The sequence below is a fragment of the uncultured Granulicatella sp. genome, from assembly GCF_963528315.1.
Taxonomy (GTDB): Bacteria; Bacillota; Bacilli; order Lactobacillales; family Aerococcaceae; genus Granulicatella.
Genome location: NZ_CAURVV010000041.1, coordinates 1 through 14,768, shown reverse-complemented (window position 1 = coordinate 14,768; position 14,768 = coordinate 1). Strand labels below are relative to the sequence as shown.

11 protein-coding genes and 1 pseudogene are annotated in these 14,768 nt (G+C 31.3%); 4 read left to right on the top strand and 8 right to left on the bottom strand.

The window, feature by feature from the left end; all coding sequences use genetic code 11:
- Positions 1 to 92: 92 nt before the first annotated feature.
- The 7 genes and pseudogenes from RYK07_RS07455 to RYK07_RS07425 all read right to left on the bottom strand — a co-directional run bounded on the left by RYK07_RS07455 (position 93) and on the right by RYK07_RS07425 (position 8,665).
- Complete coding sequence (locus RYK07_RS07455; RefSeq protein WP_314853216.1) at positions 93 to 797, bottom strand: CpXC domain-containing protein; 705 nt, start codon at positions 795 to 797, stop codon at positions 93 to 95.
- 12 nt (positions 798 to 809) lie between these two features.
- Positions 810 to 2,066 carry a hypothetical protein gene (locus RYK07_RS07450; protein ID WP_314853215.1) on the bottom strand — a complete coding sequence of 419 codons (1,257 nt, stop codon included), beginning with the start codon at positions 2,064 to 2,066 and terminating at the stop codon, positions 810 to 812.
- A 685-nt stretch (positions 2,067 to 2,751) separates the two neighbouring features.
- Positions 2,752 to 4,890, bottom strand: a pseudogene (locus RYK07_RS07445) (glycoside hydrolase family 38 C-terminal domain-containing protein); the annotation flags it as partial.
- A gap of 16 nt (positions 4,891 to 4,906) precedes the next feature.
- Positions 4,907 to 6,127, bottom strand: a complete 1,221-nt coding sequence (locus tag RYK07_RS07440) for a PTS fructose transporter subunit IIC (protein ID WP_314853213.1) — start codon at positions 6,125 to 6,127, stop codon at positions 4,907 to 4,909.
- Between the two features lie 15 nt (positions 6,128 to 6,142).
- Positions 6,143 to 6,460: a fructose PTS transporter subunit IIB gene (locus RYK07_RS07435; RefSeq protein ID WP_314853212.1), complete on the bottom strand. Its 318-nt coding sequence runs from the start codon at positions 6,458 to 6,460 to the stop codon at positions 6,143 to 6,145.
- Positions 6,461 to 6,471: 11 nt separating this feature from the next.
- Complete coding sequence (locus tag RYK07_RS07430) at positions 6,472 to 6,894, bottom strand: PTS sugar transporter subunit IIA (RefSeq protein ID WP_314853211.1); 423 nt, start codon at positions 6,892 to 6,894, stop codon at positions 6,472 to 6,474.
- Positions 6,875 to 8,665 carry a PTS sugar transporter subunit IIA gene (locus RYK07_RS07425; protein WP_314853210.1) on the bottom strand — a complete coding sequence of 597 codons (1,791 nt, stop codon included), beginning with the start codon at positions 8,663 to 8,665 and terminating at the stop codon, positions 6,875 to 6,877. Before RYK07_RS07425 ends, RYK07_RS07430 begins: the two co-directional genes overlap by 20 nt.
- 173 nt (positions 8,666 to 8,838) lie before the next feature.
- On the opposite strand from RYK07_RS07425, the gene RYK07_RS07420 reads away from it, so the two are divergent.
- Genes RYK07_RS07420 through RYK07_RS07405 form a run of 4 tightly spaced genes read left to right on the top strand, consistent with a single transcriptional unit; the run spans position 8,839 to position 11,643 of the window.
- Complete coding sequence (locus RYK07_RS07420) at positions 8,839 to 9,522, top strand: XRE family transcriptional regulator (protein WP_314853209.1); 684 nt, start codon at positions 8,839 to 8,841, stop codon at positions 9,520 to 9,522.
- A gap of 9 nt (positions 9,523 to 9,531) precedes the next feature.
- Positions 9,532 to 10,947, top strand: a complete 1,416-nt coding sequence (locus RYK07_RS07415; protein ID WP_314853207.1) for a Y-family DNA polymerase — start codon at positions 9,532 to 9,534, stop codon at positions 10,945 to 10,947.
- A complete protein-coding gene (locus RYK07_RS07410) occupies positions 10,944 to 11,327 on the top strand; it encodes a hypothetical protein (RefSeq protein ID WP_314853206.1) in 384 nt (127 codons plus the stop codon). Before RYK07_RS07415 ends, RYK07_RS07410 begins: the two co-directional genes overlap by 4 nt.
- A complete protein-coding gene (locus tag RYK07_RS07405) occupies positions 11,299 to 11,643 on the top strand; it encodes a DUF5960 family protein (RefSeq protein ID WP_314853205.1) in 345 nt (114 codons plus the stop codon). Before RYK07_RS07410 ends, RYK07_RS07405 begins: the two co-directional genes overlap by 29 nt.
- Positions 11,644 to 11,748: 105 nt before the next feature.
- On the opposite strand, the gene ileS is transcribed toward RYK07_RS07405, so the two are convergent.
- Entirely contained in the window at positions 11,749 to 14,538 is a 2,790-nt protein-coding gene (gene ileS / locus RYK07_RS07400) for an isoleucine--tRNA ligase (protein WP_314853203.1), read from the bottom strand.
- Positions 14,539 to 14,768 lie beyond the last annotated feature (230 nt).

The window sequence follows — 14,768 nt, the reverse complement described above, 5'->3', positions numbered from 1 at the left end:
TAAAGACTTAATTTGGTGTTAAATTTGATCCACCAACAGAATTTGTCGATGAGCCCGATTTTCTTGCCGTCCTTTTGCAACCTCATCGAAGCCTAGTTTTCATCTTCTTCCAGTTCTTCGAGACGCTTTTTTATAATTTTCTTAATTTCATAAGTATCAACTTCATACTGTATACATTCACACTCTTCAGCAAAAGCTTCTAAAATCGCCTCATATTCCTCTTCATCAAATTCTACTGCAAATACAGGACGACCATCTTGTACACCAACAAAAGCTCTGTCTTGATCATCTATAAATACTAAATGATCAAATTCTTTATCAAAATCATACTCAAGCTCCATATATGATTTCAGCAATTCGACAGCTACATCATTTAAACCCGCTTCAAAAATGACCATCTTTTCCACTGCTGAACCATAGTTCGGTTCAAAACGAATACGGTAACCCTCTTCATCTAATGAACGAACTTCAAGAACAAAATCTTTTTCTTCTTCTGATGTAATTCCTAATCCATGTGACACTTGCATGAGTTTAACACCATTATCATATTCATTGTCACTATAATAAATACGATATTTCTTTTCCTGATTATCGATTACAAGTTCCTCTTGATCTTTTAACACAGTATATTCTTCTCGACAATAAGGACATTCAAATTCAAAAATAGACGCATCCAAAAGATAAGGAATCAATTCCTGTTGTCTTGGTAATTCGATTTTTTGATATTCACGTATCCCAAAATGTCGTCTACAATGCAAACATCTAATCTCTCTATCTACAAATAATTTTTCCGTCATCTCTTCACCTATTTACTCTATATTCATCCAAATCGTAGCATCTTCATCGTCCACATAAGTTGTCCACGCTACTCCAAATGAAGCCTTCTTCGATTCTGGTGGATAGTAAACGACACCATTCGAATCCACTTCAATCTCATAGTGTTCTGGATCTACCTTTTCAGCCCACATTCCAACTGCTAGCTGATTCCACTGCCACTGTGCTCCTAATAAATCAATTCCCTCATAAGATTTAATATAGCGCATTTCCTCGAAATCCATCGAAGTTTTTAATACAACCGTTTTACCTGCTAACGCCTCTAATTGAGCTGGTCTTAAACGATACGAACCATTGACTAAATTTTCTTTCCATACTCTTAATTTCGTAAATTCGTAATGCATTGGAATGACTTCTCCATCTGCTTCCAGCCAAAATTCCCCAATCGTTGTTTTTAAAATATGCACAGGATTAACTGTTTTATTTTTACTTCCAAAAATCGTTTTTTCTCTTAATTCATTTTCTCTAGAATTATAAATAATCTGTTCTCTTGGAATGGATAACTGATACTCGCTCACAGCTTCTTGTTGGGAAGAAACAACATTTGTGATATATTTTAATTCTTCTATTGGAAAATCAGCTGCCTCTTCATCTCCATAAAAAACTTTTTCAACGAAAGCTTCCACTTCTTGGAAATATTCTCCAACCGGAACTGTTACATAATCGCCCACTTCTACTTCTAGATTTTTATGGCATAAATACACATATTGTTTTCTACTTCCTTCAAAGCTTACACGGCAATATTTATATTCTCCCTCTTGATGAGTCGGCTCAACTTTTTCTTTTGAGGCAACACTGAATTCACGGCAAGATTCTAAGAAGTCTAATACTTTAAAAATTTCTTCTTCAAATAAACTAATCTCATAATATTCTGTTAAATATCTTCCACCTTTGATAAAAGGACGTAGTCGAATTCCTAATAAGCAGACATCTGATTCATATTCTTTAGGAGAAAAATATAAAGCAATATCCTCTTCTTCAAATGATAAATGCCAAGGCTCTGTTCCTTCATTTTCTTTCATTCTTCTTAAAGATTCAATCCACTGATCCACTTCTCTTACACGGAGAAATTCTCCATTAACTTTTAAAGATACAAAAGCATTTTCAATCGAACATTTCCCATGCACCCATTGATCAGGAGTAGCTTCTTTTCCAATCGTACTTCCATCAAACTCAAACGACAGTGTTGTACCTAGAAATAATTTTTCTTTAAAACGAACTTTATTTCTCATATCATTCCTCCCTGTTCTTCTCTTGTATCTTATCATTTTTCAATTTTATTCGCTATTAATATAGGCAATGAACAATTATTTACCTATCAAAAAATCCTGCTAGTTTTTCACTAACAGGATTTTAGAACTATCTAATTTTATTTTTGATAAACTATTCATTTTTTAAAGAGATTGTTTTAAATTGACATTGTTTAATTTCAAAAATTGAATTTATATTTTTCGATTTCTCTAAAGCATTAACAATTGATTCAAACATTAATTTTTTGCTTTGAATATCTACTTTTGTATCCAAAAATACTGATTCATTCAATTTTGGATTAAACACTCTTAATAATATATTTTTGCTATTTCTAGCATTCTTAATAATAGAAACTACTAATGGAGAGTTAAATTCTAGTAAGCTATAATTTAACTCCAAATTACGATTCTCATTTACAGATATTACAAATTCATCAGTATTATTTTTATATGGTGCTGATTGATAACCTATAAATGGAGTTAGAATCTCTTTTGCGAACTTAGAACATGAATGTTCATCATCACTTTTTGTTAAAATTCTTACTACATAGTCAGACACAATTTCTTCATTGATATGTCTAGTACCTTCTGTTCTTACTTTTGTTCCAGATTCTCTACCGGGTCTATCTTGTAAATCAGATTTTCCTAAATAAGGTACTGAACGATAAAGTGTCATAGCGATAGATGAATATCCTTCTCCAACAAATTGATACTCTCTAACACATTCAGTTACTATTTGAATATTCCCTGATTTAAATCCATTCGCCACAAAAGATTGTAAAGGTTCAATTGTCCGTGGTTTTTCATCCCATTTTTCTTTTTTCCATACTTCAACCTCAGGTAAATAAGTCGAACGTTTTATAGTACCAAATTGTATATCTGCATATGAAAAATCATTTTTTTCCTCTGTATTAATTAATATTCTTAATCTATGCTCATCTACCTTGTTAATAGTTTTTACTTGAACAAATATTCCGTCCTCAGTTACAATTTTATTCAATTTTAAACTCAATGTTACAGGTTGTTGTATACAATCATTTTGTGTAACTCTATCAGACAAACCTTTTGGCAATAGTAAATATCCTTCCAAAATCATTTTTTGAGATAAAGCAGTTTCTTCTACAGTTATTTTATTAAATTTTGCTTCTACTATAGAATTTGCTTTAGGCTCAGAATAATCATAACTATCTCCTTCATCACCATCATCGATTATAGTAAGAATATTAGAAAATGTTTTTTTATTCTCTTTATCTATTAAACATAGTTGATTATTATCAAATTCAATTTTATATCTTTTATTCTCAATATTATTTTTTTCTTCAAATATATTTGGCTCTAATAAATAATCACTTTTTTGTAAATATAATGTTTGATATCCCATTGCTGGAATATTTTCTGCAATAAGTTTCACCTTACATTTATATAAGTTTTTCACCTCATATTGCCATTTGCTATTTTCATCATTATTTACACCAAGTTCTTTTAATGATTTTTTTAAATATGTTTCTGTTACATTCTCTATATCTAATAATTCAAAATGAACATCTATATTTTCAGCATATTTTATTTTAAATTCTTTAAACGGAGATATTAAATCTATCTCTATTTCACCACTTCTTACATAGGGTAATAAATTATACACTTGAAATTGAGTTATATTTTTTTGTTTAACTCTTATCCCCAATTCTCTCATTTGATATTCTACTAATTCTTTAGCCAATGAATTAGCTTTTAAATATCTGTATTTTATTTCCTCATTAGTCTGATCAGAATTACATGCTCCTATAGAATCATGTGCAGAATTCAATAACATTAATTTCCATATCTTATCTAATAAAACTTGTTCATTAGGCAAATCAAAATGAGTTGCCAATACAGACATTGGTTCAACTATATTAGATAAGTAATTTTCTAATTTATTATTTAATTGTTTCAAATCTACTCTAGTAGAATAAATACTTTTATGAGTTCTACTAAATTGTCCGAATGTAAATTCCCCTTCATATACAGGCAATAATAAATTTTTATTGTTATATTCTTTTTCTAATTCTTTTAATGCTGTTTCTAAATCTAACATTTGAATTTTAAAAGGTGTATTTTTGTTCCCTATTTCAATTAACTTAGGTAGATTTTTTCTAATAGGCTTTTGATCTTCCCCATTGAATAATAATACTGTATTTGAATTAGAAGAAGTTTGTAAAAGTGTAACCATATTTTTAAAATACTCACAAATTTCTGATGTTTCATTAGGAGGATATGCCATATTCCCATAATGATGAAGATTATGTGTAAATATTTTGCTACCATCTGGTGATTTCCATAGAAATTCTCTATTATCCACTAAATGTTTTGCAATTCCTCTTCTAAAAAAAGCAAATAATAGATTAAAATTCTTATAAATTTGAGGCATTTGAGATGACATTCCAAAAGAATCTGGTAAATAACCAATTGATTGATATTTTCCAAATTTCTTCGCATAATCAATTCCCAGTTCTAAATTTTTCAAAAGATTTTCTCCAGAAATTACTAATGTATCTGGTTGCGTATACCAAGGTCCTATAATTAATTTTCCATTTTGAACTAAGTTAATTAATTGATTCAATTTATAAGGATGTAACTCTAAATATTCCTCTATAATTGACAACTGTCCATCTAAATGAAAACATTTAAAATCAGAATTTGTTTCTAACACCTCAATAATTTCATCAAAATCTTTTAATGAATAGATTAAAGAACGTGATGAGGTAAAATACCATTCTTTATCCCAATGAGTATGAGGAATAATGTTTATATTTATTTGTTCCATTCTTTCTCACCTTAAATTATAAAACATCTAATTTTCCATTTTTTATTAAATAATTACGATAGTAAATATTTACGATTGCAATAAATAGTGAACCTACTGCAATTCCTAAAATATATGGGAAAATATTTGTAATTAACGGCCATGCCCAAATAGCAGATTCTGGGAACCATTGTACCGCTCCTAATGTTACACCTGTCATTGCACCAATAATTGATCCAACAACATATAAAGGAATTGTAAACATTGGTCTTTCTAATGCAAATGGAATAGCTCCTTCAGAAATTCCCATGAATGCTAAAAATATTGATGTTTTTCCAGCTTCATAAAATTGTTTATCATAAACTCTACGACGAACTAAAATTTTATCTAACAATGTAGACAATCCTAATCCAATACTTGGAGTTACAATTGCTATATTTCTTGCTGTAACTGGTAAAATTTTATCAGTTGTAAATCCTAAAGCAACGAAGCCAGCAGCCTTATTAACTGGTCCTCCCAAATCAAATGCTGTTGTTGCTGACAAAATAAATGCATACATATATTGTCCTGACTTACCTGCTGATTCCAAAACAGCTTTAATCCATTCGTTTACTAATCCTCCAAATGGTGTAATGACATATACCATGAGAATCATTGTAACAATTGCGGAAATCATTGGAATTAAAAATGTAGTTTTAAATGCTAACCAATTCTTAGATAATTGAATTTTCTCATTTAAGAATTTAACAAAATAGCCGATTGTAAATGCAATAATAATTGCTCCTAAAAATCCAGAAGGTACTGGTGCTACTTCTTTCCATTTACCATCTACTAACAATAATGTTGCAATTGGTTTAACTGCAATATATCCTCCAATAAATCCTGTAGCAAATGCAGTTTTACCACCAATAGAAAAAGCAGTAAAGGCAGCAAATAATGGAATAGCAAAGCCAAATAAAGTAAATCCAAATGATTGCATTAATTGAGCTAGTTTCAATAGACTAAAATTAATACCTGTGAAATTACCACTATTAATTGCATCTAAAATACTTACATCAGGACTCAAACCTAAGTATACATAAGGAATAATTTGAGAAAAAGCTCCTACTAATCCCCCCATAATTAATACTGGAATCATGTAAGAAATTCCTGTCATTAAATGTTTACTAACTTCTGTCCATAAACTTCCATTATTTGATTCTTTTTTTATACTTCCCTCAGAAGAATTTGTATTAACAATCTTTTTCTTAACTACCATTGTAATTCACTCCTTTTATACTGTTAAATCTTCCTCAATTTCATCAAATATTCCACTCACATTTTTTATAATATCTTGTAATCCAACCTCATAGACTTCAAAGCCATCAAATCTTTCCATTTCTAAAGGTGTTACAGCTATAGCATGAATTATAAAATCTGCTTCGCTGATGTCTTCCTTAGTCAATTTATGTTGAACACCATCTGACCCTTGTGTTTCAACTTTATATTCATATCCTCTATTTTTTGCTTCCATTTCTATGGCTTCTGCTGCCATAAAGGTATGGGCTAATCCCATAGGACAAGCACATAAAGCTACCATTTTTTTTGTCATATTTATTCCCCCTAATTTAAATTCATTATTTGTAATATTTCTATTTCTGTTTTAGCATTCAATAATGATTCTCTAAAATCTGCATGCATAAGTTTTCTAGATAATTGAGATAAAATTTGCAAATGGACATTTGAGCTATCCTCTGACGTTACAATAGCTATAGCTAAATTCACCTCTTCTCCATCCCAATTTATTGCATTTACACTCTTATAAACAAAAACTCCCGTTTTTAATACCTTAGAACTCTTAGCATGCGGTATAGCAACACCATTGCCAAAAGCTGTTGAAAATTCTTTTTCTCTTTCTAAAAAAATAGGAACTAAATCACTCTCTGTGAATCCCAATTCTTTTGCTTTGTTAGAAAATACTTCTAATACTTGTTCTCTAGAACTTGCATTTCCAATTATAATTTGTTTATCTGTTAATACTTCCATAATGTTCTCCTTTCACGTATTCTTGTAAAATTCTTAATTCTTTATTTTGGATAAATTCATCCAATTTATCTGTATTCCTCGTAAAATTATATATTTTTCTAATTAATTGTTCTTGAGCTACTGTTTTATCAGAAAATAATATCAAAATAATTACTTTTACTTTTTCTTTACTCCATATAATTCCTTCTTCATGAATTCCTATTATAATTTTTGTTTCATTCAATTTATTAACTATAGTATGAGGAATTGCTACTTTATTTCCTATTTCTGTAGAAGTTATTTTTTCTCTTTCTATTATCTGACGTTTAATTATTTGTTTTTCAGCTGTATTCTTTATTTCCACATCTAACAATGTCGCAATTATTTCCTCTTTATTCTTTCCTGACAAAATAACTACATCTTGAGAAATCAATTCTAATTGATTTAATGGTATGACATTTAACTCTCTTACTTTTGTTTCAATTTGCTTTATTAACTCATGATCAAATGGATTACTTATTGTTATAAGTGGAATTTCTTCTGATATGTTTGAGCTTGTTAAATTAATAATTAAATCATATTTTTTGAAATCATGATTTTCTACTTCCCATTCAGGTAAAACTTCAATTACTTCTAACATTGGTAAATAATTTTGTACTTTTTCTCTACATAAAAAACCAGTACTTAAGCTATCAGAAATAATAACCGTAGAAATACTTCTATCGACAAATTCATTATTTCTATTTATAGTTGCTAAATAAAGTGTAACAAATCCTACATCATGTTTATTAAGTGGCAAATTAAATGCTAACTCTATTTGATAAGCCATTAGTCCTGAAACTTGATATTCTAAAGGATACTCCTCAGTAATTCGAGATAATAATTTATTTTCTACATAAAGTGCATTTGATTTCTGTTTTATTAAAGTTTGTAAATGATTAACTAAATTATTAACGTATATACTATAACTATTCTCTCTTCTAAAACTATCTGATAAAAATATAGCAAGTGAAGAATCTACAATATTAAATAACTTTTCCTTTGTTTTTAATCCATTAATCTCTTCAAATTCATTTAATAAAATAGAAATATCATTATCTTGAATCAATTCTCTTAAAGTTCTTTTTTTAGTTTGCCTCATTTTTATAAACAATGCCCACTCTAAAATTTTCCTATCAAAATCTCTTAATAATTTTTTAGAAAAATAATCTTCTAACAAAAAAACTTTAATATTATTTCTATTCCTATAAAAATCTTCAATTATATTTTTATATTGAATAGTACTATGATTTAATTCGCTCGATAATAAAATACCTATAAGGAATTTAAGTTTAGCTAAATTACTTCCTTTTAAAACAATATTCGCCTTCTTTATTCCTATTTTTGCTTTACTCGATTCCATTGTTAAATTAATAGAATAAATAATACGATATAAAGTGGATTCTGAAATAAAAAAAGTAGATAAAATAGATTCAAGACTAACCATACAATTATTCAATAAATTTTCAACAATAAAATTTTGAACATCACCTTCTAAATTTATATCATTTGATGCTGGAGATAATAATAACCTTTCAGAATCTTTAGAAATGCCAATTAACTGATATCCTAATCCAGGAGTAGAAGTAATTTTTATTCCTTTTTCTTCTAAATCTTTATTCAACAATTTAATATGACGATAAATTGTTCTTTCCGAAAGTTTTAATAGGGATGCTAACTCACTTGCAGATATAAATCTATTTCTTTCTTTTTGTAAAATTTGTAAAATATCTAGTTTAAAGTTTTTTCCCATATTTCATACCTCCTATACTTATTCTAGTACTTTTAACTTTATATTAACTATCTATTTTTGTCAGTACTTACTGACAATCTTTTTTATAACTCCATTACTTATTTCTATATTGCCATTCCACATTTCCTATGCTAAACTATTGTTAAGTTATAAATTAACAACGGAGGTGTATCATGTTTTCAGCAAATCGTCTAAAAGAAATCCGCACGCAACAAGGATATTCTCAATCTTTTATCGCCAAACAATTAGAAATTAGCCGAGTCGCTTACCATCATTGGGAAAATGGAAAAACCATTCCAAATCAAAAAAATTTAATCGCACTAGCAGAAATTTTCAATGTAGAAGCCAGTTATTTTGAATCGGAATATACTATTGTAACGAACTACTTACAACTACATTCGAACAATCAAAGAAAGGCAGAACACTATGTCGAACAATTACTTCATCAGCAACAAAGCCAAAAAATGCTCTATCCGATTACAGTATTAGCAGAAGTAAAACTTTCTGCCGGATTAGGAAAAGGAATTTTTGATGAATATGAAACAGAAATTGTCTACTCTCCAACAGAGCAACGAGGTTATGATATTGCTGCATGGATTCAGGGAGATTCAATGAGTCCAAGTTATCAAAATGGCGAGGTCGCTCTTATTCAAGCTAATGGATTTGACTATGATGGAGCTGTCTACGCTCTAACTTGGAACGAAGCAGTTTATATTAAGAAATTATATCGAGACAAACAAGGCTTTAGAATGGTTTCTTTAAATCCGAATTACCCAGAACAATTCATTCCTTATGAAGACAATCCACAAGTAGTTGGACTAGTTGTGAATCACTTTATGCCAGTATCTGCTTCCTAGAGGTGCAAAATGACCGTTATTGATTATGCAAGAGAACCGCATAGTGATATTGCCTTTATCGATATGAAATCCTTCTATGCTAGTGTAGAGTGTGTAGACCGTGGATTGAATCCATTAACAACTTGCCTTTGTGTTATGAGTCGTGCAGATAATGCTAATGGACTCATTCTTGCTTCTTCCCCTATTTTTAAGAAAATTTTTGGGAAAGCAAATGTCAGTCGCTCCTATGATTTACCGTTTCATATCCAAACAAGAAAATTCAATCTAGCTGCGGCAAAAAGACAAGGATTACCTATCAATCGAAATTTTATACGTTATGTAGAAAACTGGGCACAAAAAACATTAATTGTCCCACCGAGAATGGATCGATACATTGAAATAAATATGGAGATTCAAAAGATTTTTCAAAGGTTTGCTGCACCGACAGATATTCTTCCTTATTCCATTGATGAAGCTTTTATTGATTTAACTTCTTCCTTGAATTATTTTATCTCGCATCATCAATTCACTAAAAAGGAAAAATTAGATATCCTTTCCTCCAAAATCCAACAAGAAATATGGAGAAAAACAGGAATCATCTCAACTGTTGGAATGAGCAATGCAAATCCCCTGCTCGCTAAACTGGCTCTAGATAATGAAGCTAAAAAAACTAAAACAATGCGATCCAATTGGTCCTATGAAGATGTGGAAACAAAGGTATGGAATATTCCTTCCTTAACCGATTTCTGGGGAATTGGCAGTAGAACAGAAAAAAGATTACAGAAACTAGGCATTCATAGTATTAAAGAATTAGCTGAGAGTAATCCAGATGATTTACAAAAAGAATTTGGCATCATAGGAGTCCAGCTTTGGTTTCATGCCAATGGGGTTGACGAAAGTAATATCCATCAACCGTATAAAGTACACTCAAAAGGAATTGGTAATTCGCAGATTTTACCACGAGATTATATTCATCAAGAAGATGTAGAAGTTGTCTTATCAGAAATGGCGGAACAAGTAGCCATTCGCTTAAGAAGACGACATAAAAAAACAAAACTCATTTCTATTTATATTGGTTTTTCAAAATATGAAATGAAATCCTCGCTTCATTGCCAAGAAGCCATTGAACCAAGTAATCAAACAGCCATCTTAACAAAGGCTGTCTTACAATTATTTCGCAAAAAATATCATAGCGGTGCTGTCCGCCAAATTGGAGTACGCTATAGTGACTTAGTAGATGATAAATATTCCATCATTTCATTATTCGATGATCCCATCCTCATGGAAAAAGAAGAAAAATTACAACAAGCCATTGATGGCATTCGAGATGAATTTGGATTTTTATCGATTCAAAAAGGAACTTCCCTATTAGAAAGTTCGAGAAATATTGCTCGTAGCAAACTCATTGGAGGACATTCTGCTGGAGGATTGGAGGGATTAAAATGATTGATCGTTCTTATTTACCCTTTCGTTCTGCTCGCTTATATCAAGATCGAAAAATGGCAAAGTGGATGGGATTTTTCCTTTCTGAACATACAAGTGCATTAGAAGATGATGCAATTCCTATCCCTACTCATTCGCAACTCAATTTAGAAGAAAAATATTTATTATTAGGACAATTACATTTATATGCTTTAAAAGCTCATATTTCTATTCTGGAAAACAAGCAACTATTGCACTATACAGGTACATTAGAAAACCTCACTGCTACGGAATGTTTATTAAAACTTAGTAATGGCTATCAAAGAATTTTTATTGAGAACATCGTCTCTATTCAACAAGTAGAGGAGGAACAGGATGAATCAACAAGATTATTATCGCAATGAACTACAAATGAATTATTTTAGTGAAGAGTACCGTCGTTTTGAAGAAGACTTTTATCGCTATTCCTCTCTAACGATTCCTCTAACTTTTTTAATCGATGATGTATTATTATCCATGGCAAAATCAAATCGCCCTTATTTTAAACTGAATGGGAAAAATGCATTGGACCATCAGGATCATTATTTTCTCTTTACAATTGAAGAAGAAGCAACTCAACCATCGATTCGGCTCTATCGCTATCGTTGCGTTACTCATTCACTAGAACAATTAAAGACAGCATATCTTTCACAACAACAAAAACAGCTCTCTCCTAATTAGGAAAGAGCTGTTTTTATGATGGACAAACCATAGTAGCTCTAGGCATGAGACCGCAGGGCTGCTGCCGTCCGCACGCTACTATACTAGGAAGTCATTTAAAAATTATTATTCTTCTTCGGGAAGAAGTGCTTCTGGATAAAATTCACGGACAATTGTCGCACAACGATGACATAATGTTGGAGCATCTTCTAATGTTCCGACTTCTACTTTCACCGCACGACAACGTTGACAAGTTTCCCCTTGTGCATGTTCAACAACAACTGAAACACCTTCACCTTGAACCGCATTTTCAGGAGCTGCTGTTCCTACAGGAGCAACTTCTAATTGACTAACAATGAATAATTGAGCAACATCAGTTTGTAAACTGTCTAATAAATCAGCCACTTCTTGAGTTGGATATAGCGTAACTTTTGCTTCAAAGTTTTTACCAATTAATTTTTCATTACGTGCTTCTTCTAATGCTTTAAGAGCTGTATTACGAACTTTAAAGAATTCAGCCCAACGAGCTAAAATAGCTTCTTCGCCTTCATAATGAGTTACTTCAGGGAATTCTGCTAATTGAACATAAGCTTCCTCTTCTTTTAAGTATTTCCATACTTCTTCTGTTGTATGCACTAAAATTGGACTCAATAATTTTGTTAATTTTACTAAGATATCATACAATACTGTTTGCATTGCACGACGTTCAAAGCCATTTTCTTGATCAATATACACAACATCTTTAGCAAAGTCTAAATAGAATTGTGATAAATCAACTGTACAGAAGTTAATAACCCCTTGGTAAACTGTTGAGAATTGATAGTTATCATATGCTTTACGAATATTATCTACTAATTGATTGAATCGTACTAACATATATTGATCCACTGTACGTAAATCTTCAAATGCTACTGCGTGAGCTTTAGGATCAAAATCAGTTGTATTTGCTAACATAAATCTCATTGTATTACGGATTTTACGGTAAACTTCTGATACTTGATTTAAAATTTCATCACTAATACGAACGTCTGACTCATAGTCCACAGAACTTACCCATAAACGAATAATATCTGCCCCTTTAGTCTTCATTTCTTTAGCTGGAGAAATAACGTTTCCTAGTGATTTACTCATTTTTTTCCCTTCTCCATCCATTACGAATCCTTGAGAAAGAACTGCTTTATAAGGTGCTTTTTTATGAACTGCTACACTTGTTGTTAAACTTGAGTTAAACCATCCACGATATTGGTCACTACCTTCTAAATACATATCCGCTGGGAATGATAATTCTTCACGAGTTCCTAAAACTCCAGCATGAGAACTACCTGAGTCGAACCATACATCCATGATATCTAACTCTTTTGTAAAGATACCATTTGGAGAATCTGGATGAGTGAAGCCTTCTGGTAATAAGTCTTTTGCATCCCATTCAAACCATACATCTGAACCATGTTTTTCGAAAATTTGAGCAACATGTTCTGTTGTTTCTGGTGTAATAATTGGTTCACCATTTTCAGCATAAAATACAGGTAACGGAACTCCCCATACACGTTGACGAGAAATTACCCAGTCTCCACGGTCACGAACCATGTTGTAAATACGAACTTGACCTGAAGGGTGATACCATTTAACCTCGTTTTCAATCACATCTAAGATTTCTTGACGGAATGCATCAATTGAAGCAAACCATTGAGGTGTCGCACGGAAAATAACTGGTTTTTTCGTACGCCAGTCATGTGGATAACTGTGTACAAAGTAACTTAAGTTTAATAGTGCACCTTTTTCAGCTAATAAATCTGTAATCACTTTATTCGCATCTGCATAGAACATACCTTCAAATCCAGGCGCTTCATCTGTATAACAACCTTGGCTGTCTACTGGAGATAATACTGCTAAATTATATTTACGAGAATAATAGAAGTCGTCTTCCCCATGTCCAGGAGCTGTATGTACTAAACCAGTACCCGCATCTAATGTTACATAATCTCCATTCATTACTAATGATTCACGTTCATAGAATGGATGCCAAGCAGTCATATATTCTAATGCGCTACCTGGAAATTCTTGTAAAATTTCTACATTTTCCCATGATAATGTAGCTGTTAATGATTCTACTAAATCTTTAGCAACAACGAATGTACCAGAAGAAGTTTTCACTTGTGCATATACATAATCTGGATGAACGAAAATTCCTAAGTTTGCAGGAAGTGTCCATGGAGTTGTTGTCCAAATAACAAATGAAGTATCTTCACCCAATAAGCCTTTTCCATCTTTTACTTTGAATGCTACATAAATAGAAGCACTTTCTACATCTTTATATTCGATTTCTGCTTCAGCTAATGAAGATTCACTTGATGGAGACCAGTAAATTGGTTTTAATCCTTTATAAATATAGCCGTTTTCAGCCATTTTACCAAATACACGAATTTGTTCTGCTTCAAATTCAGGTTTTAATGTTACATATGGATTATCCCATGTACCAGTTACACCTAAACGTTTGAACACTGTTCTTTGATTGTCGATTTGACGCCAAGCATATTCTGCACATAATTTACGGAATTCTGCTACTGACATTTTTTTACGATCAACACCTTCAGCATTTGCTAAAGCTTGTTCAATTGGTAAACCGTGAGTATCCCAACCAGGAACAAATGGTGCACGGAATCCGCTCATTGATTTACTACGAACGATAAAGTCTTTTGAAATTTTATTTAATGCATGTCCCATATGAACATCCCCATTTGCATATGGAGGGCCATCATGTAATACGAAAGAAGGTTTACCTTCATTTTTTAACTGACGTTGCGCATAAAGGTTTGCTTCTTCCCATTCTTGTTGATAATCTAATTCTTTTGTAGGTAAATTCCCACGCATTGGAAATTCTGTTTTTCCAATTTGCAATGTTTCTTTCATTTTCATTGCATTTCCTCCTTTGTCTATAAAATAAAAAATCCCCTGCAAAAGCAGGGGCGAAAGTTTCGCGGTACCACCCAAATTCTTGAAAAGTATTCACTACTTTTCAACTTGGTAAATTGTTAACGCTATTTAGGCGATATTTCTTACTATTATTTCGGAAATATATCTCAGAGATGATTTTCTATCTTTGAGGGACATGCTAAACTTTCACCAATCATTAGCTCGCTAATTGT